Origin of the sequence: Methylomonas sp. 11b (assembly GCF_000515215.1) — a bacterium.
GTDB lineage: Bacteria > Pseudomonadota > Gammaproteobacteria > Methylococcales > Methylomonadaceae > Methylomonas.
The window spans coordinates 1675681-1694370 of sequence record NZ_KI911557.1; the positions used below are offsets into that span (position 1 = coordinate 1675681).

Annotated in this window: 16 protein-coding genes; 3 read left to right on the plus strand and 13 right to left on the minus strand. The window is 47.5% G+C overall.

Going from position 1 to position 18690, the window contains the following annotated elements; translation table 11 throughout:
- Positions 1–19: 19 nt before the first annotated feature.
- From METH11B_RS0107915 to METH11B_RS0107940, 6 genes are all read right to left on the minus strand, one after another.
- A complete protein-coding gene (locus tag METH11B_RS0107915; RefSeq protein ID WP_026601565.1) occupies positions 20–1033 on the minus strand; it encodes a hypothetical protein in 1014 nt (337 codons plus the stop codon).
- A gap of 216 nt (positions 1034–1249) precedes the next feature.
- Positions 1250–2023 carry a serine/threonine-protein kinase gene (locus METH11B_RS0107920; protein ID WP_197026937.1) on the minus strand — a complete coding sequence of 258 codons (774 nt, stop codon included), beginning with the start codon at positions 2021–2023 and terminating at the stop codon, positions 1250–1252.
- A gap of 177 nt (positions 2024–2200) precedes the next feature.
- Positions 2201–2836 (minus strand): hypothetical protein, encoded by a 636-nt coding sequence (locus tag METH11B_RS0107925; protein WP_026601567.1) that lies wholly within the window; start codon positions 2834–2836, stop codon positions 2201–2203.
- An 88-nt stretch (positions 2837–2924) separates the two neighbouring features.
- Positions 2925–5138 (minus strand): hypothetical protein, encoded by a 2214-nt coding sequence (locus METH11B_RS27725; protein ID WP_026601568.1) that lies wholly within the window; start codon positions 5136–5138, stop codon positions 2925–2927.
- A gap of 781 nt (positions 5139–5919) precedes the next feature.
- Positions 5920–7161: an esterase-like activity of phytase family protein gene (locus METH11B_RS0107935; protein WP_026601569.1), complete on the minus strand. Its 1242-nt coding sequence runs from the start codon at positions 7159–7161 to the stop codon at positions 5920–5922.
- 215 nt (positions 7162–7376) lie between these two features.
- Complete coding sequence (locus METH11B_RS0107940; RefSeq protein WP_026601570.1) at positions 7377–9164, minus strand: alkaline phosphatase D family protein; 1788 nt, start codon at positions 9162–9164, stop codon at positions 7377–7379.
- A gap of 237 nt (positions 9165–9401) precedes the next feature.
- Between METH11B_RS0107940 and METH11B_RS0107945 the strand changes: the two genes are divergently transcribed.
- Positions 9402–9782: a hypothetical protein gene (locus METH11B_RS0107945; protein ID WP_026601571.1), complete on the plus strand. Its 381-nt coding sequence runs from the start codon at positions 9402–9404 to the stop codon at positions 9780–9782.
- Positions 9783–9878: 96 nt separating this feature from the next.
- Here the strand turns inward: METH11B_RS0107945 and METH11B_RS0107950 are convergent, their stop codons facing one another.
- Entirely contained in the window at positions 9879–10919 is a 1041-nt protein-coding gene (locus METH11B_RS0107950; RefSeq protein ID WP_026601572.1) for a hypothetical protein, read from the minus strand.
- Between the two features lie 164 nt (positions 10920–11083).
- A complete protein-coding gene (locus METH11B_RS0107955; protein ID WP_026601573.1) occupies positions 11084–11296 on the minus strand; it encodes a DUF6447 family protein in 213 nt (70 codons plus the stop codon).
- A 500-nt stretch (positions 11297–11796) separates the two neighbouring features.
- Here METH11B_RS0107955 and METH11B_RS0107960 point away from each other — a divergent pair, with 500 nt between their 5' ends.
- Positions 11797–12399 carry an HAD family hydrolase gene (locus METH11B_RS0107960; protein ID WP_026601574.1) on the plus strand — a complete coding sequence of 201 codons (603 nt, stop codon included), beginning with the start codon at positions 11797–11799 and terminating at the stop codon, positions 12397–12399.
- A 73-nt stretch (positions 12400–12472) separates the two neighbouring features.
- Here METH11B_RS0107960 and METH11B_RS0107965 read toward each other — a convergent pair whose 3' ends face one another.
- From METH11B_RS0107965 to METH11B_RS0107985, 4 genes are all read right to left on the minus strand, one after another.
- On the minus strand, positions 12473–13012 hold the full coding sequence (locus METH11B_RS0107965) for a hypothetical protein (RefSeq protein ID WP_026601575.1): 540 nt from the start codon (positions 13010–13012) through the stop codon (positions 12473–12475).
- 186 nt (positions 13013–13198) lie between these two features.
- Complete coding sequence (locus METH11B_RS0107970) at positions 13199–14041, minus strand: endonuclease/exonuclease/phosphatase family protein (protein WP_026601576.1); 843 nt, start codon at positions 14039–14041, stop codon at positions 13199–13201.
- 557 nt (positions 14042–14598) lie between these two features.
- Positions 14599–14805 (minus strand): hypothetical protein, encoded by a 207-nt coding sequence (locus METH11B_RS0107980; protein WP_020482723.1) that lies wholly within the window; start codon positions 14803–14805, stop codon positions 14599–14601.
- A 268-nt stretch (positions 14806–15073) separates the two neighbouring features.
- Positions 15074–16879 (minus strand): putative bifunctional diguanylate cyclase/phosphodiesterase, encoded by a 1806-nt coding sequence (locus METH11B_RS0107985; protein WP_026601577.1) that lies wholly within the window; start codon positions 16877–16879, stop codon positions 15074–15076.
- A 242-nt stretch (positions 16880–17121) separates the two neighbouring features.
- On the opposite strand from METH11B_RS0107985, the gene METH11B_RS0107990 reads away from it, so the two are divergent.
- On the plus strand, positions 17122–17889 hold the full coding sequence (locus tag METH11B_RS0107990) for a phosphate signaling complex PhoU family protein (RefSeq protein WP_026601578.1): 768 nt from the start codon (positions 17122–17124) through the stop codon (positions 17887–17889).
- 26 nt (positions 17890–17915) lie between these two features.
- On the opposite strand, the gene eutC is transcribed toward METH11B_RS0107990, so the two are convergent.
- Complete coding sequence (gene eutC, locus METH11B_RS0107995; protein ID WP_026601579.1) at positions 17916–18689, minus strand: ethanolamine ammonia-lyase subunit EutC; 774 nt, start codon at positions 18687–18689, stop codon at positions 17916–17918.
- Position 18690 lies beyond the last annotated feature (1 nt).

Genomic DNA, 18690 nt, shown 5'->3' on the forward strand with positions numbered 1-18690 from the left:
GCAAAATACTTAGAAAAAGTTAAGGCGATAACGCTACTATTTTTCTACGGCGACCGAAAACCAAACTAACACCGGAAATAAAAAACATTGCAGTGCTTGGCAACGGTACGGGTTGAATGTAACTTCGAGACAAATCGAAACCGGCTTTTGAAACAAAACCGACCTGATTGCCTTGTTCATCCGTTGCATCCATACCAACCCAATACAGCGAGTGGCCGGCATCCAACGTGATCCAGGCAATATTGTCTTCCAGAGTGGAGTCGATTACGCACGCCGGATCGTACATGACACAACCGGGATTTTTGCTGGCGTCGGCTTTGGCAGACACTTCCAAACCGACGCGAATCCGAAATTCTTCGTCGTACCCCATCGTGAAGGCAAACGTTATTGGGTCAGCGTTTATGTAAGCGCCTTTTGCGTTCGGACTTAAAACACCATCGCCGTTTTCAACTATCGAAACAGCTTGGGTACCGGTAAACGGTACATTGATAGCGGGCGCCACTGATTCATAAGTATCGGCGATCTCGAATTCAAAATCCGCAGCGCCCGTATAGCCCACATCCGGATCTTTTCGTTCCAAAGCCACCCTTAAGGACAAAAACGAGTTGATTGAACAACAACTGCCATTGGAGCCGGCGATACCGGACAAACCATAGTCCAGAGCCGATTCCACAACCACCTTGCCTCTAACAGTTACTCTATCGCCAATGCCCCCACCCCCTCTGATCAACACTCCGCCTCCGACAATTTCCACCATCGCGCTGGCATCGGCTGCTTGAAGTCCGGTATTGATCGCCGTTGCACTCGCCATGGCTTTTGCCGAACCGGGTCCGGCTATCGCCAAGGCATCGGCCCAAGCCGTCGCCCCGCTAATCGCATGCGCTTCGGTACATTCTTCCCCAGCGAAACAACTGATGTTCCCCGAAGAATCGGTACCGGCAGTTGCTGTTGCCGATGATGCAGCAAAGGCGTTGTTTAGCCCAAACAACAAAACGGCCACAAGCAAATGTTTGTCGTATTTTATAAAGCTCATTGTTTTGTTCTCCATGAAAAGTCGGCTCTTAAATTAATTTATACATTGGTGTGGCTTTTTTTTAGCCTTGGCGAATTACCTATCGGCGAGTCCATTGCCTTACTGCCTTGTTAGACCGTAATGTCATTTCTCTGGCGCCCAAGCCCAAGCTCCAGCTCAGGCGCTAGCGGCTCGGAAGCTCTTGCTTCTCAAACAAACGACTGAATGCTTGAGCTTTTAAGGCCGGGTTCCCAAACAGGAATTTGTGAACGAGGCGAACATTCGCCCAAGCCGACTACTCTGGAAGTCATGCTGACCACGCAATGCCAGACGGAACTGTCGGATAGTCTGGAAGCGTTCGTCAGGCATTGCCAACGCCTTTTCCACCACGCTTCCCAATTTGTTAGGTACATTCTTGGGCCAGCCTGAGTAAGGCAATGCGGCCGGCTTATTGCCCGTCAATAACAAGCACAGTACAAATGCCAATAAAAATTGGTCATTTCGCTGATCACTGGTTTGACTGCCATCGAAGCAATAGCTTTGTTCCGGGGTCAGAAAACTTGCATGCGCGCCAAAGCCGAATTCCATTATTTTGATTTTGCCGGTATTGCCGAGCCATAAATTCTCGATGTATGCACTGCCATGTACGATGCCTTTTCCATGAGCGTATTCAAGCGCCTGACAGGCTTGCTCTATTAGCGCTATCGCGCTTTTAACCCCCAAAGTCTTGCCTTCTGACCGAAGGTTTCGAAAAAATTGCCCCAAGGGTTTTCCTTCGAGAAACTCCATGGTGTAAAAAGCGAGGGGGCCGTCCTCGCCAACGTCGAATACTTTGACAATGCAGGGGTGCGCTAAAGTCTGGTTAAGTTTCGCTTTATCCAAGAAATTCTGCCGAATCGGCCCATCGCCGGTGAAATGAGATTTTAAGATTTTGATTGCAATTCGTTGGTTGCGTTGCTTATCAAAAGCCTTGTAAACATTTCCTATCGAACCTGCACCTAAAAACTCCAAAATTTCGTAACGCTCATGGCTCAATTTGCTGCCAGGGTTTAGGACGATGCCTGCGTAAGTTTCAGACATTGATATTAGGCTCTGTGTAGATGTAAAACATTGGACCCAGGAATGCCTAGCGTGCGAGCAACAGTTTCAGTAAAAATATTTTTGTACACGGAAATGTCGTCCTAAAAATCATTGAGCATTAGTTTGACGGCATTTCAATACCGACTCTTTAAAAGCACTCATAAAGTCAGGTAAAGTATTTATTGGCGCGCCTTTCCGCACTGCCTTGGCAATTTTTTCCCAAGTTTCTCCGGGTATGGATTTATCGAGGTCAAGAGAAATGCACTCACATTGTTCTGCGCTGGGATCATCTCTGCCTTTGGAGCTTCCCTGCTTGCATACATCGGCCAACGATTTTTTAATCATCGCAATATCCCATTCCGAAACATGGTTGGAATCAGTCAGGTTATCTACCTCCGTATTGCAGGAGGATCCTTCAATAGCCCAACCCTTTTCAGCTAAATCCGGTACAACACAGCCACCCAAGTTTTCTCCAAAAGCTATTATCGCCGAGCGGGTCAGTTGGGACGGTTTCGTTAATTTGGAATTACAGTTATCAGTCGATGTTTTGACCTCAATCTGACAAGTACTTCCCGAAAACTTGAAACAGTTTTTAGCAAGTGGAGTTTCGCAGAATTGTTCCGGAAAGTTGCTAACGATCATGCTCAACGCTTCTTTTGGATATTGCTTTTCCTGAGCAAAACTCGGGGTTTCGAAAAAATAGAAAACACCAATCAATAGAAAAAATCTTATTTTAATATTCATAAAACGATTATATGGTTTTAAAATCCTGGCGGATTGCCTATCGGCGAATCCGCCTTACATCCTTACATCCTTAAACCGTCTTACCGATTTACTTGACTTCAAATTCTTTTCTAGCTACCGAACCTCCAGGATTGGTAAGGATTAAAGTCGCTTTTGCTGTGTTAGTAACGCTCGGAGTCGTCAGACTTATCTTTAGACTCTTGCTATCTGTAAACGTAACTTCTGATTTGAAATCCTTTGCAACATTGCCCACAGGCATTTCAAAACTCGCCTTAATACCTTCCAAGAAGTTCTCCCCTGCGACGGCTAAAGTCGTTGTCGAATTTTGTGACACGGAGTTCGGCGTTATGTCTGTTATGTCGATAACATTTAGTTTTAATGTTGATTCTTGCGCACCATCTGAGTTGATGATAGTAAAATCGCCTCCTGAAACCCAGTCTTTATCGCCTTTTTTGATTGTTATAGTCAGCGCCTTCAATAGTTTCGAACCTTGATCTTGTGGTTTCAGGTCGCTGAACTGATCAGGCTTTATCGTCAAAGTCTTATTGCCTAATTTGAAGGTGGCATTTTCTGGAATCGGAAGATTTTTACCCTCCAACACCACTTTAAAATCGCTTCCGCTAGACGAAGAAGTTATTTTCTCTAGTATCGGTCCGGGTTTGCGGATGAATCTACCGCCTAAATAGCCGAAAGAGCTGATTCCCATCAGTTCCAAAAAACCATCGGGGATTTTAGGCAGATCGGTAATAATTCCGGGGTCGGTAGCCAACAACTGGGTTATAAATCCTATAACAGCCACCACGGTCCAGACAACGAACTGCACTCGTTCCGGCGCTATCACTCCGCCCGTCATAAAAAAATCGCCTAGACTTGGTTTTTCAGGGCCGGCGCCCTTGGCTTGCGACTCCTGCAGATGTAAACCGCCAATCCCAGTGAGGGTGCTAATTAAAATTACCCCAGGCAAGTTCTGCGGAACTTCGACGAGGGTCGTCCATAAGCCCTGTACCAGCCACTTCGATCCGGCAAGATACGCATAGCCAAAGACTCCAACCCCAGTCCATATATAAAACTGCATGCGCGATAGGCTATAGGTGTTGGTCTCAGGTTCTATAAATAAACGACCAAAAAAAGAGGATTTATTATCCTCGCCGGCAATCTGGGTGCCTTTTTTTGCTTTGGTAACAAAATAAACAAACAGTAAAATGGCAAAAAAAACTATGGCTGCCGTAACTGCAACTTGTTTTGGAAAATCTTTACTGCGGGACGCGAACGTAATTTTTTGAGTGGAGCGTGACGATTCTTTGTCGGCGATCTTTAGTTGAATTTGATTGCCCACATTATTGTCTTGTTTAGGGAGGTTAGAAATTTTGAGCGAGTCGCCATCGATTTCTCCCTTTATTTGTTCTTCAATGCATACTTTGCCATCTTTCGTTTTATTATTCCAACAGGCCACTTGTATTTCGCCGAGCGATTTTCCTGATGAGTCATAACGGTGTATTTTGTTATCGAAGCCATATGAGCTGAAATTTTCGCCTGATATAGTTATTGAGTACGTACCTGTGTTTTCCTCTGGATAAACCACGGTCGGATACACTCCGGTTATGGTCGGCGTGCGATCTCCTGTTACTGGTGGGTAAACCGTTAAATCCTTCGGGACAGAATACTCGCCACCAGCTCCATTGAAAGTAAGTGAAAGCGAATATTTCCCAGCTATAATCGTATTATCGCTTGGTATATTGACAGCAATAATCTGTTCCGTTGAGTTTGAAGAAGTATCAACCCTGTCAACATTAAGCTCTTTGTCCCCGCTGCTGAGTTTTAAGCTTACTTTGATTTTACTTTTATCAGTTGGAAAGCCTTTCCCTATTATCTTTATAGCCCCCCCTCGCGGCGCCCTATCTGGTTTCAGATCAGAAATTGTAATTTCTTCATAGCGCTCAATCAGTAAATTCTTTGGGGTTTTCGTTGTAACATTGTTCGTTGTATCTTTAAGCTCTAGACTATATGTGCCAGCTACAATTTCATTGTCACTAGGTATATTGACAGTGATAATATCCTTCGTTGGATTGATGTCAAAAGTAAGTTTTTTGTCTGGACCTGAAGATTTTTTTAAATGTATTTCGAGTTTGTCTTTTTCAGGAAAACCTTGTCCTGTTATGTTTACTGTCTGCCCAGGCGATGCCTTTTCCGGGTTCATGTCAGAAATGATCATCTCAGCCGACACGTTCCAGCTTACAAACAGTAACGTAATTAGCGAAATTACTGACAAATATTCAGCAAGCGTTTTATATTGACTAGTCATGTTCCTATCCTTATCAGTTTTTCGGTATTGGGTGTTATTAAAATAACTTAAGGCTTAACCACTCTAAGGAACCTTAGAGAACCGCTGATTAATGCGGTTTTTCAAGACAAATCTATGAACAAGCCATTAACTTAAATCCCTATTAAATAACTTTTGCATAAATTTTTCTTGAAAAACCTCATTAATCAGAGATTGATAAAAATATTTTAAACCTCGTATCAAACTCCAGGTTATCTTTGAGACCTGATAAAAAACGGGGTTCATTATGGTTACCGCATTTTTTTAGTTACGTGTATTTTCCTAATCATAAGTCAGATACTCGCTAAAATTCAAAGCCACATCTGTACCAGTACAAATGTACTAGTTCACCAATGTATAAAAGCAGAATAACAAGTTCTATCAAAATCGCGGTATTGCGCCAATAACCGAAAATCTGAAGTTAAGAACTGATCCTGTTACTCTTACTTGCTGCATAAAATCACATACTCTAGCGATGCTCGGATGCAATAAGCTTGCGAGTGGTTAGGCGTCGACCCAAAAACCGCTTTTAAGCGGCGCCTGAGTTACGGAAATAGTTTTAGAAAAACTTGAGGAAGAATTTGCACATTTTTTGTTTGTCTTAGGCTTATTAGCAGGACCCCTGAATGCCTCGTCCTGAAGAGTGCAAATTTCGTAAAACTGGCTCCTCAAAATCTAAACTTTTGAAAGTAGCCTGAACTTGGGAAGGTGTGGAGCCGAATCCATCCTCCACACCTTAAAACGATCGACTACGGTAAAAAACTTACGCCATTTTCCGGCGTTTTCTCCGCAAGCCATTGGCGCCCAAGCCCAACAACACAGTGCCGAACAACGGAAAAGCCGCTGGCAGCGGCACGGCCTTTACTTCGAAGCCCAGGAACTGGGTGAATTGAGTAGCGGAAAAGTTATTGTCCGAGGCCAGGATCAAGGTTGGATTGCCGTTGAAGGTTTCACCCCAGGTAATGGCTTCGATGTTGTCCAAAGCCAAGGCCGAGCCGTCGCTGTTGGTGAGGGTGCTCAAATCCAGTAACAACTCCTTGGTCATGCTGGTGTAGGCCGGCGCGTTGTCCAGATCGTCAACTCCTATCAGATTGCTGGCGTTGCTTAAACTGGTCAGGTACAGACGGATGTTGTTGCCGGTGCCGGGAATTCCCGCCGAAAACGAGCGTTCGACGGCAATAAAACTATCGCTCAAGCCCGGTATGTTCAGTAACTCGACTAAACCGTTGGTGGCAAAATTGGTGATTGGGTTTGGTACATCTACCACTGCGTCGGTCGTGTAAACGTATTCGCCAACCGCGTTGCCGGTAACGCTGTCAAACGCCAATACTCTGCTCTCGGAGCCGTTCAGAACGGAGGCCGGCAAGGCATCGTCTTGAGCCAACGAGTTTTCGGTCGCGGTGTACAACGTTTTACCATCGTTGGAAAAAGTCAGACTTTCAAACGCCAGATTGTTGCGGATACCGGTATCGCCTGCGTTCAGCGCGCTGACACTGCCACTGGGATTGTAGTAAGTTGGCACGGCGAAATCCCGCACATAACTGCCGTTCAGATTCATTTCCCGGACGGTGGGGTTTTGAAAACCTGCTGTCGCCCGCTGACCCTCGTTGGTCCAGAACAAGCTACCGTTATGCAAACGCATGGATTCAGGATCGACGGTGTTTGTCGCAAATGTGCTACCGCTCGGCGTCAAAATATTTGTGACACCATTAAATGTCACGCCGGCCGCGCCCGGCGCCGAATTCTTGTTGAACTGAGCAAGGTTCAGGCTCAAATCATAGTATCTAGCGGGATTTAATGCCGAGCGATCATCGCTGATCGCCAAATATCTGCCGTTGGCACTGTCGTAATCGATCCCCGACAAACCGCCCACTGTGGTGCCGTTGAACACGGTGCCGCTGGCGACGATGTTTTGACCAATATAGTCCAAGGAAAAAGGTGCGGCTTGAGCAGTGTTGCCGAGCAGCGCTGCCAGAACGGCGGATAGGGTATAGCGAAGTTTCATATTGTTTCTCCGGATTAAATTAAGTTGGCTATTGATCTAAAAATTTCTCAATCGGCTGGCTGAGGAGGACTCCGATTCCGTTTAGTTAAGGCGCTTGCCCTTTTTAATGGGACCGGGGGATTTATTTATAAAATCTCCCCTGGCCCCTCTTTTTCAAAGAGGGGAAAGAACTGCGCAAACGTTTAACGAATAGACATACCCAGCCAACCGTCTAACTAGGCTTTTTTGCGCTTGCCGAACACCAAGCCCAGCAACGCACTACCAAACAACCCGGCCGCGCCTGGAACCGGTACCGGCTGCACGGAGGTCGGTGTAATTCTGAATTGGCTGACGACTTGCGGCGTGCGGCTAACGATGCCGCTCAAATCGTTGGCAATATCGCCCACGTTATAGGCTGGAATGCCGTAGGTGGTGACCAGCAACTGCTGAGTGACCTGATCGATTTCAAACTCGGTCCAGCCGAAGGTGTGCGTCGCGACGTAATCTCCTTGCAGCAATTCGGCTTGAATTTTGCCGTCGGCACTAGCCAGATTGGCGTCCAAGCCCAGCGGGTCGTAACCCAGCGGCGTCAAGGCACCATTGGTCACCGACTTGATGAAACTGTCTTTGGCGGCGATGCTGGGCAACGCGTCGTAGAAGGCTTTTTGTTGCGGAGTCAGTAAACCTACCACCGCCGCCAGTTGCGCAACCGTTGGACCAAATGGCGCATCGTAGGCTACAGAGCCGGTGGTGATTTCGAAGGCGTTGGTGGCTTTTTGCTCGCTAAAAGGCGTGACTTGGTAGGTCAGGTTATTCACCAAGGTGCCGTGGATGTCGGCGGACAGGAACACGACGTTATCGATTTTGTTGTCGTCGATAAATTTCAATATCTCGGTACGTTCGGCGGCATACCCTTCAAAGCGGTCGCCGGCGCCAACCACCCCCAAGTTTTGCATCGGTTCCGGTACGGCGATGAATTTCCAGGTGACGTCATTTTGCTCGGCTGACAACAGGTCGGCTTTCAAATCGGCGACTTGCTGCTTGCCCAGCATAGTCCGGCTCGGGTCAAACGCATTTGCCAAGAAGCCGCCAACCGAAGCTTGACTTAACGGGTTCGCATCAGCCAATTCTTTGTCGCGGAACGAGCGCGCATCCAACACCATCAAGGCCGCATCATTGCCGAAAGTTTGGTTGCGGTACAACTTTACTTCGCCGGCAGTGCGAGCGTCGCCGGTGGCACCGTAAGTCTCGTTGCGAAGCGGATTGTATTCCTGAAAAGCCTGGATACCGTTGTTGTACAAGGTACTGTCATTGATCAAGGTGCCGGCCGGATCGGCATTGAAACGCGCGTCGGTCGAGACGTCGGCGCCGCCGGCGAAGTCGTTAGTCACTTCGTGGTCGTCTATCGTCGCGAACACGGCGGTGGATTGGCGCAGATCGGCCAGGCCGTTCATGCCACCCTTGGCGCTATACACTTCAGCATGTTTGTTGCGGTAGTCGGCCAGGGATTGGGCTTGTTGCTGACCGCCGTTGGCGTTGGAGACCAAATCGCCATAAATGGTATCGCCCATTGCCACGAAGAAATCCAGATTGCGCTGGCTGGCGTTTTTCACGGCCGGATAAGGCAGCAATTCGCCGCGCCAATCGCCGGATACGCCAAAGCGTAAGCCGGTGGTATTACCCAGCGCGGCGGCGGTTTTAAATTGGCCCGTTGCTTGGCTGCCAACGCTATCGGTCGCGCGATAATAATACGTGGTATCGGCGGATAATCCCGAGACATCCCATTTGACAGGCGCCAACGGGTCGCTCACCGTTCTAAAACTGGAACCGATGACCTGGGTGAAAGCACTATCGGTCGCGTACTGAAAATTTAAATCGCCGATGGTATCGGACCGGCCCCACAGTACCGCAGAGCTTTGGCTGACATCGCCGGCGGCCACGCCGTTGGGCAATGCCGCTTGAGCTTTACCGCCCAAAGCGACCAGCGTCGCGACGGCGGTTAATCGAACTACTTTAAATTTCATGAGGGTCTCCAAGGATTTAAGACAAAAAACGTGACAGAGTTGGCAACTCCGGAGTCTAAAACCGCTTGGTGACAATTTGATGAATGGCGCAACCCCTCAAAATTACGCGTGTGCTTCGATAAAGACCCAAAATAGTATGAGGACGCAATTGTGCTTATCTTTCAGTTGAATAGATTTCTGTAAAAACAGTATATACTGTTTATACTGTTAATCGCCCTCACCCGATAGGAAACCGTGATGAACACCAAGAAATCGAAGTCGAAAAATGAAGCCGGTCAATCTACGCCGACCGCAGCCATTATTGAAGGATCAACAATAAATCCCGAACCCGAACTGATCGCCGAAACCATCGGTAGCGAAGAAAAGCCTTTGACTAAAAAAAGCAAACCTCAAAAAACCAAAGTCATTCGGGATAGTTTTTCCTTCCCGGAACACGATTATCGGAAAATTTCGGAACTGAAAAAAACCTGCCTAGCGGCTGGAATTCATGTGAAGAAAAGTGAAATTCTCCGGGCTGGCTTGTATTTATTGACGCAGGCCAATCCCGACGAACTCAAAAAAGCCATAGAGAACGTCGAGAAAGTACCTACTGGACGGCCAAGTTCCTCGACCGATTAACAACCGGATTTTAGGAACTTACCGCCCACCTTGTCGATAGCAGCGCAGAAAGTGCCGATGCATATATACCAAGCACTTTTTGACCCAAGCTAACATTTAAGGAGCGATGTTTTTCTTAACAATGTGCTCTTCAAAAGAAAACACATTGGGATCGTGTCTATCGATATTAGCTTTCACCCAATGCGAATTAGGGTTGCCGAAGGTTTCGACACGGGTAAAGTTTTGCAGTCTTGGCGCGCTGGATTCCCAGGGCATGATGAACGGGAATTCACTGTCTTTAACTTCAGACGGCAATTTCGACGGCAACGGTTTGTCGATGCGGAAATAGTGACTGTCGCCATTGACCAGCACCACCGGCTTACCGAAAGCTTTGGTTTCGGCTGCCAAGGCCACGATGAAATCTTCATAGCCGGTCAGATTGGCGGCGGGAATAAAGTCCCACATATTGGCCTGGACAAACAACATCACGCCAGCGGCATGCTGTTCGGCGGCCAAGGCGAAAGAGTCTTGCAACCATTGCAGATTGACGGCATTACGTACTGCATATTCTTTCTCCGCGTCTGCTTTGAAGTCGGCGCGTGTCGTCAGACCGTTATTGCTGCCTGGCACATGCAAACCCACAAACAAAACGCCGCCATAATTCCAGCGGATATTTTCCGGAAATTCGGCGCTTTGGCGCTCCAGCGGCAATTGTTTTTGCCCCATGCTGCGCTGGTCGTTGGGGGAAAACAGGCTGCGCAAATAGCTTAAGCGCTCGAATGGGTTGTAAGCGCCGGCGGCGGCTCTATGGCAATCCGTCCATTCGTTATCACCGAACACGTAGAAAAATGGGTGTTTCGAATCGTTAAATTGCTTCAAGCGCAATTGGTACAGCTCGTCCTTACAAGGTACGCTACCGCCTTTAAAATCGCCGTCGTGTACCGTGAAGGCGATCTTGGCTTGATCCAGATCGGCCATCAAATTAACAAACTCGGGTTCTTGGGCCGGGGAATACGGCAAATCGCCGATCAAGGCGATGGAAAATTTATCGGCATGCGGCGCTTCCCGGCGCTCATGGCGATTATCCGCATCCGCCATAACACAATTCGTAGTACCGAAAATCAGCACACAGCAGCCGAGTGCTTTAATAGTCTTCATCACTTACTCCAGAAACTTGTTTGTTATTGACCATCGCCACCTTAGCCAGGTGACTGCGACGGCTTATCGGGTGGCATCGGAGCAACATGACTCGCGCTACCCCAGCCAAGTTTATAAAGAGCGTATGTAAGTATCGTGACAGCAGGTAACGCCAAAAGCTTGGGTTAACCCATTTTGGCAAATTCGGCTTGTAACGTGGCCAGAAAGCTCTCACGGGCGACTTGGGCAATGCCGATTTGATGCTGAAGCCGTTGAATTTCGGCATCCACGATTTGCAAATTGGTGATTTGCGCTTTAGCGATCTCGCTAAGGCTGTCGATAGGGTGAGTTTTATCGCCTATCGTTAAAGTGGGGACGGTTGGGGTTTCGGTGGTCATATCAAGTTTGTGTTAATTACGCTTAAAAGCGCTTCTTTTTTAGGCCGCAATACCAATAAGTTCGCACAACCAGCGATTTATCTCTTGGGATCTCTAAACTTTTAGGGGTCCCAATATCAATAAAGCTTTAACTTAAGGTTTTGTCTTCCAAAAGAAGCGGTGATGCTTAATCAAGGAGCCAATTTTACCCGGCAATTGTTACAGTTTTTTAACAACAGCAACCGGCCTCACTACCTGACTTCAGATCAGAAAATGCGATATTTTCCACGCCGAATTAGATCCTGATCCGCAAGCTTATAGGGACCAAAATACAGTACCGAACTCGAATAAATCAGACCAAGCGTTCGCTTAGCAAACAGACTCATCAACACCCGTCGTTTCCAATATTTTTTCAAAGGCCTTCGTTGAAATAATCAAGACACATTCTTCCCCTACTATGTACGCGCGGCATGGTGACGAATTAGCCGTAATCAAGTTGAGTTTGATACTAGGAGATTTAGATGCGTTTTCCTTCACTATTGTTATTCGACGACTTGGGCGGAGTATTGATAGAAAGCTCCGTGTTCGAGCATTTGAATCTATTGCTACCCAAGCCTCTTGAAAATTCAGCACTTAAGACGCGCTGGTTACATTCGCCAGCGGTCCAGCAATTTGAGCGCGGCGAAAGCATACCCGAGGAGTTTGCGGAGAGATTCATCGCCGAATGGGGACTACGGATTACGCCACGGATATTTCTGAAAAAGTTTGCATCCTGGCCCCGGCAGTTTTTTCCAGGCGCGCGAAAAACCATTAGCGATTTACGTACAAACTACAGGGTGGGCTGCCTAAGCAATTCGAATCCTCTGCATTGGCAACGCTTCGACGAGTTTGAGGACGATTTTGACATCACCTTGTTTTCGCATTTGCTCGGCGCTATCAAGCCCGATCCCGAGATCTTTGCATTGGCCTTAAGCCGGTGTGAGGTTGAGCCTTCCGAAGTCTATTTTTTCGATGATTGTTCCGCCAATGTCCAAAGCGCGCAAAACCTTGGCATCACGGCCTTTCATGTAGACGGTTTCGAGTCGCTTCAAGACGTGTTAAATGTTCAGGGTTTAATGCCTTAGAGTCTGTTGGGTACGCCTTGAATTGACGCCTTCCATACCAGCATAAGCAAACCATCTCGCGGCATCAGGCCTGTTAATTGACATCTTTAAAAATGTCTTCCTCTGCATAGAAACGATTTTCAGTGATCACATCGGCAGAAATCTTCTTAGCAATTAAATCGTGTACATCCGCAGTAATCCGCTCGATAATTTCCAAGGTTTCACCTTGCTGTAAAGACTTAAGCAAGGCATTACCCCAGATTGATACATGCCGGGTATTTATAACGCGGGTATCGTTATTTTTTGCCCATTCGCGAGAAATAGATAATCCCAAATCATCCATTTTTTCTTTCACTTCTCCCGCCAAAACCGGGTCTTTAATTCTCAGCAATAAATCTTGCTTAATATTATTCCAGCCACTGGGGTAAAGCTCCCACCCCTGATAAAAGCGTTTCACCCAGGTTAAGTATTGATCCAGTGTTTGACTATTAGTATTTACTACGTCCCGCTGGTATTCATTAAAAAAATAAGCATACCTGGGCAAATCATCCGGCCAAATCGGGTCTTTTGCCGTTAAGGTTCCGCAAGCCGGCAAGACCATAATCATTAAAATAGCCAAAAACCGTATTTTCATATGAATTACTCAGTGCCTGCGTCAAAAACTTGGTAAACACCAGCTCTATTAGACGCCATCTCGATAGAACAACCGCGCTTTGAGATGGCTTTGCCAGCGTGATTTTATTTAACATGAAAAATATTTCATCTATATTAAATAAATCACACCCCACGGCTAACCGAAGAATTTTATGCAACCCAACACTTAAAATAAATCGAATTTGGCAAAATAACCAAAATGGTCGGAAACGACAGGATAAAATTCATCATTAAAAATAATATCCATGGATTTGATTCGTAGCGGATGCCCATTTCTTTTAAAGATATAGTCGATTCGCTTGGGAGGGCTATGTTTCCAGCCGTCTATCCGGCCGTGATAGCTAGGCTGGTAAAATCGCTGAGGGTGTAATTCATAAAATTGATCGATATATTCGCCAGTACCCACAATGTGGTTATAGGCATGCTCTCCCGCCGGCACATTGAAATCACCCACCATTAAATCGGCTCTAACACCGAAATAGCGGCGAGAATCGACTAGTTGTTTGAGTCGGGAATATTCCTGGAAAAACCCGTGATGCGCCCAACTCAAATGGGCGTTGGCGACATGCAACAAGCCGAACCAAGGCACATCGATGCAAGAAACGGTGACATTGCGCGACATGTAATTGTCTTTACGCCAATCATCCGAGACATAGGCCGAATAGTTATGTCGCATCGGGTATCGGCTCATGATGGCGGTGCCCTCCCGCCAGCGATGAAAACCGATATGACTCCAGTCTTGATGAATATTGTACCAATGCCCCCACCCACGTAATTTCTGACAAATCCGGAAAGCCATATTGGAAGGCGATTCGCCATAGGGCTGAGTGATGGGATCGTGCAAATACTCGCCCACCTCCTGAAAACATACGACATCCATTCCCAAGTGAGCTATCGCTTCAGCGATGATATGCACTTCTCGCTCATGCTGATGCATGGTGTCGAAACAGCAATGTCGGGGATGCTGTTGATAGGTGTGCAGGTTGAGAGTTAGCAGCGAGAGTTGCATGGCCGATCTATCATTCTTGATTTGTTGATCCGCCGGGATTGAACCTAAAGCCTTATCCTAAATAAGAGAAACCTGACTACTGACCGGCCAGATTTTGGTAAGGATAAAGGTTCGTTGACTCGCCGGAGCCCGGCTAATCTGCTCTAGCCCTATAACCTTCGTGATACGAACTCTGAGGCAGTCGATCAATTCGTCGATGGTAGCCGCTTCGATTTCAAACTGGTCGAATAGACTGCTGGTGGCTATCCAAGCAGCTTTATCGCTATTCCATTCCGCTCTTATCTCTATAGCTTGCATATGTTCCGCTTAAAATGACTTTACCGGCCAAATTGCCGGCTAATAAATACAACACATATCAACACCGTCGTCGGCTGCGACTAAACATCTACGACTTTTCTCGCTATTGATTCAACAAAAATATCCACCGATTATTTGGGTAGATTATGACGCGATGATGACGGGTAAATTTTCTCAAGTATTTAGCGGACGTTTAGGGGCAGAATCAGGTATATTTGCGCAACGCTTACCGATACTTCGGGCTAAATTTTCTGACTCTGCTATTCTTTTTCCATATTCTCTTTTTCCGAGGCAAGTGCTATTACCCGACTGCTGAGATATTCATCACTTAAGACAATATCAACCATGGAATCAATAACCAAGCGCAGCTTTACTGCGTTTAATCTGGAAAACGCATTCAATGTTTTACACGTTTCTTTATTCAAAGAAACTTTTTTTCTATCATCTTTTGTTTTTTCCGCCGACATACCAAGCTCCTGATCAAAGAAGAATATTACGTGAAAGTATCAGTAAAAAAATTAGTAGAACAAGCCTGGTGTTTGCAAGAAAGCATCCGGCGATTAATTGAGCAAAATTGCAATCGTTGCAACCAAAATGGATTCTGCACCCCTCCAATACTAAAAGACCGGCTTAATCGGCTATTTGAAAAAGCCCACACTCGCTACAAACGTCGGCTGCAAAAACTATGGTCTTAACGCAAAACCATCAACCTGATTTTCCGCACGCGTGCGATACTTAAAGATTACTCCCGGCTGAACACCGGTTAGAACTAATAAATTGCCGGTGCCACACACTAAAATCATTCCCCGGCAAAGGCTTGGCAAAATGATAGCCTTGCACCTCATGACAGTGATGACTGGTAACACATTCCAGTTCATCGCTATTTTCCACGCCCTCCGCGACAGTTTCCAGACCCAGGCTTTCCCCCAAGGCAATAATGGCGCGCACAATTGCTTCGTTGGCCGGTGTATTTTTGATATGTCGAATAAAGGACTGATCTATTTTGATTCGATCCAAAGGAAATTTGCGTAAATAGCTTAGGCTTGAATACCCCGTACCGAAATCGTCAATCGCCAGTTTGACGCCCAAGGCCCGCAAATCCATTAAAGTTTGCACTGCGTGCTCTGCCTGCGTCATCACCACGCTTTCGGTTAACTCTAATTCCAGATACTGCGGGTCTATGCAGCCCTCTTCAACCAAGCGCTTTACCAGTGTGCAAAAATCCCGCTGCATGAATTGCACACCGGAAATATTCACAGCCATGCGCAGCGCCGGCAAACCCTCTTCCATCCAACTGGAATGCTGACGGCAAGCTTCCCTGAGCACCCATTCGCCAATGGAAATAATCAAGCCGGTTTCTTCGGCAATCGGAATAAAAGTGCTCGGCGGGACCGCGCCTAATTGCGGATGATGCCAGCGTAGCAAGGCTTCCACACCCACCACCGCCAGCGAGGGCAGTTTGATCTGCGGTTGATAAGACAAGGACAATTCGCCATTGTTTAGCGCCATGCGCAGTTGAGTCTCCAAACTCATGCGTTCGACTTTGCCATGATCCATTTTGGCGTTGTAAATCAGGAATGCGTTACGCCCGCGCTCTTTCACTTCGTACATCGCCGCATCGGCTTTACGAATCAAGCCATCAATGGTTTGATCGTGGTCCGGAAAAAAAGCCATGCCTAAACTGGCGGTGATTTGTATTTCGCGCTCGAAAATGGGCATCGGCTCCCGAAGCTTGTCGACAATCCCGGTCAACACGACAATGGCATCAGCTTCGCTTTCGAGATTCTGCAAAATAAGCACAAATTCGTCGCCTCCCAATCTGGCGACGGTATCGCTGCGGCGGATGCTTGCCGATAATCGCGCGGCAACTTCCAGCAATAGCCTATCGCCAAAGCTGTGCCCCATCGTATCGTTGATATATTTAAATCGATCAAGATCAAAAAAAACCAGGCCCAACATTTTGTGGTTACGCTGCGCATTGCGGCAGCCCTGCTCCAAACGATCATTAAATAACAAGCGATTCGGCAAACCGGTCAGTTGGTCATAATGTGCCAGTACGTAGAGATCACGCTGGCGGCGATGCGTAATATCTTCCAGTAGCGCGTGACCGGTTGCCATGCCGACATAGACGTCGTTCTCCAGTATGATGAAGCCGTTGACCATATGCCGCATGCCGGCGTCGATAATGATCTGCGCGACATCGTCGATGCCCGCGTTAATATCCACGATAATCGGCTTGGCATCCATAATCTCGACGACACGTTTGTTGTGCAACAAATCGCGGGAAAATGGTCTGAGGAAAATTTCACTGATCAGCCCGCGATCCACGATGCCAACCGGGGTCCGCTGATGATCGACAACCGCAACGGCCAGTAATTCTTTATCCTGAACAAAACGGTCCAGCACATCGATACAGCGTTCTTGGGTAACAACGGGCGCAACATAATGCAATAAGCGCCGAACCGATGGTGTTTCGGCATCGGACAGCTCTTTGATTGCCTGTAACTGGGGGCTGGCAACTTTAGCGTTTGCTTCTAGCATCTTGTCTGGCAAAAACATCGTAATGAACTGAATTAATGCAATGTAGGCGAATATGGCAAAACGCGTCGGAAAGTCCTTGCATAGCTTATCTAAAGATATATTTCTAAAGTTACAGTAAGATGACCTGGTTTAGCGCCCCTGAAAAAGATCACTCTGTAGTTTAAGCAATACGCCGGCGACTCAGCTGGTAAGGCTTGAGAGGGAAATATTCGGAAACGCGCCCGGCGAATAAGGTACCTACGATGACACCTGAAAGTAATGTCTTAGCCATGCCCCATATCCTGAAACACGTCGATGTCGAGTTTGACCGGCTACATCACTCAAGCGTGGATATGCTCAGCTTGATTTTGGTGCAATGGGAGTTGGTCATGGAAGCCATGGATGAGGCAAATTTGGAATCAGCGCTTGAGGTCATCGCCCTCAACAAAGAAATTCGCGCACGCGAGAATCAAATCCATCAAGCCATTATGCACTTACTTGCCCAGGAAAACCCGGTGGCTCGGGACTTGAGAGTGGTCTTGTCTATCTCTAAAATTTCCGGAACCCTGCTCTATTTAACGAATGAAACGCGAAAAATCGGCAAATTGATTCTGGCTCTGTATGAACCCCGTAGCGGCGTACCCAATGCGCAACTGGTCAGAGATATTGTAAAAATAAGCGATGACATCCGCATAGCACTGGAGCATCTGGTGTATGTGCTGAACAACCTGGACGCCAACAACGCTCACAGGCTACTGAAAAGCAATATCGACGGCGAGAATGCCACATGGGAAGCTGTCCGGCACCAACTAGGTTTTATCAATCAGGATCCACGTCAAGTCGGACCGGGATTAACCGTCCTACAAATACTGAACGCTCTTGAATCATGCCGGGACCATTGTAAAAACCTGGCCGAGTACTGCATTTTCATGATTGATGGCCAAGATGTCCGCCATACAAACCGTTTAAAAAGCAGGTCATGGGGCGGGATTTCCGACAAGGCCTATATGGGTTCGCCCTTATCGAACTGATGCATCATGACTGATGCTTTACCCACTCATTCCTTCAACAAAATTGCGTCACCAGTTTCGGTAAGCGATTGTTCCGGCATATCATCTTTAAGAACCACGCCTGACAAGCCGCGTTGCAAGGCCTGTTCGCTCAAGTAAGCCAGCTTGGCTGCGGCCGCGTTATAAGATAGACCCGCCGGCGGACGAATGTTGGAGATGCAGTTGCGTTCGGCATCGGTATTGCCTGGCTTGGGTGCGTAGGTTAAATACATCCCCAAACTATCGGCGGCGCTGAGTCCTGGCCGCTCGCCAACGATAATCACCGCCAGCCGTGCGTTCAGCAACGCCCCAATTTCATCCGCCAAGGCCACCCGGCCATTAGACACCAGACAGATCGGCCCTAGCCGCAATCCGCGTTCGACATATGCCGTCACCACGGCTTGAAGCAAGGCCAAGCCATGCTCGTCCACAGCAGTCGAGGATAAGCCGTTGCTGACAATCAAAGCCACGTCGATAGCCTGGGTTGCCCGCGCTTCAAGTATTTCATGGCCGGATTTTGTCAAACAACGACCAAGATCGGGACGCTGCAAATACTGGGGCCGACTGCTTACCGGTGTCGTCAGAATCAGCGATTCCACCCCCAGCTTTTCCACTTCCCCGGCAAAAGCCGTCACATCCCAGACTTGTTGTACCGCATCGCGAGCGCTGGCATGCGCGAGTTGAAAATCCAGTAGTGCCTTGGTCGGCAAACTGCATCCTACCCTACCTTGCGCAATTCTAGCTTGAGTAAATTGCCGTAAGGTAATCCACGGATCGTTCATC

What these genes read in the sequence shown, in the direction of transcription:
- METH11B_RS0107915 (WP_026601565.1), bottom strand. Translation starts at nt 1,033, where the DNA reads ATGAGCTTTATAAAATACGACAAACATTTGCTTGTGGCCGTTTTGTTG.
- METH11B_RS0107925 (WP_026601567.1), bottom strand. Translation starts at nt 2,836, where the DNA reads ATGAATATTAAAATAAGATTTTTTCTATTGATTGGTGTTTTCTATTTT.
- METH11B_RS27725 (WP_026601568.1), bottom strand. Translation starts at nt 5,138, where the DNA reads ATGACTAGTCAATATAAAACGCTTGCTGAATATTTGTCAGTAATTTCG.
- METH11B_RS0107935 (WP_026601569.1), bottom strand. Translation starts at nt 7,161, where the DNA reads ATGAAACTTCGCTATACCCTATCCGCCGTTCTGGCAGCGCTGCTCGGC.
- METH11B_RS0107940 (WP_026601570.1), bottom strand. Translation starts at nt 9,164, where the DNA reads ATGAAATTTAAAGTAGTTCGATTAACCGCCGTCGCGACGCTGGTCGCT.
- METH11B_RS0107945 (WP_026601571.1), top strand. Translation starts at nt 9,402, where the DNA reads ATGAACACCAAGAAATCGAAGTCGAAAAATGAAGCCGGTCAATCTACG.
- METH11B_RS0107950 (WP_026601572.1), bottom strand. Translation starts at nt 10,919, where the DNA reads ATGAAGACTATTAAAGCACTCGGCTGCTGTGTGCTGATTTTCGGTACT.
- METH11B_RS0107955 (WP_026601573.1), bottom strand. Translation starts at nt 11,296, where the DNA reads ATGACCACCGAAACCCCAACCGTCCCCACTTTAACGATAGGCGATAAA.
- METH11B_RS0107960 (WP_026601574.1), top strand. Translation starts at nt 11,797, where the DNA reads ATGCGTTTTCCTTCACTATTGTTATTCGACGACTTGGGCGGAGTATTG.
- METH11B_RS0107965 (WP_026601575.1), bottom strand. Translation starts at nt 13,012, where the DNA reads ATGAAAATACGGTTTTTGGCTATTTTAATGATTATGGTCTTGCCGGCT.
- METH11B_RS0107970 (WP_026601576.1), bottom strand. Translation starts at nt 14,041, where the DNA reads ATGCAACTCTCGCTGCTAACTCTCAACCTGCACACCTATCAACAGCAT.
- METH11B_RS0107980 (WP_020482723.1), bottom strand. Translation starts at nt 14,805, where the DNA reads ATGTCGGCGGAAAAAACAAAAGATGATAGAAAAAAAGTTTCTTTGAAT.
- METH11B_RS0107985 (WP_026601577.1), bottom strand. Translation starts at nt 16,879, where the DNA reads ATGCTAGAAGCAAACGCTAAAGTTGCCAGCCCCCAGTTACAGGCAATC.
- METH11B_RS0107990 (WP_026601578.1), top strand. Translation starts at nt 17,122, where the DNA reads ATGACACCTGAAAGTAATGTCTTAGCCATGCCCCATATCCTGAAACAC.
- eutC (WP_026601579.1), bottom strand. Translation starts at nt 18,689, where the DNA reads ATGAACGATCCGTGGATTACCTTACGGCAATTTACTCAAGCTAGAATT.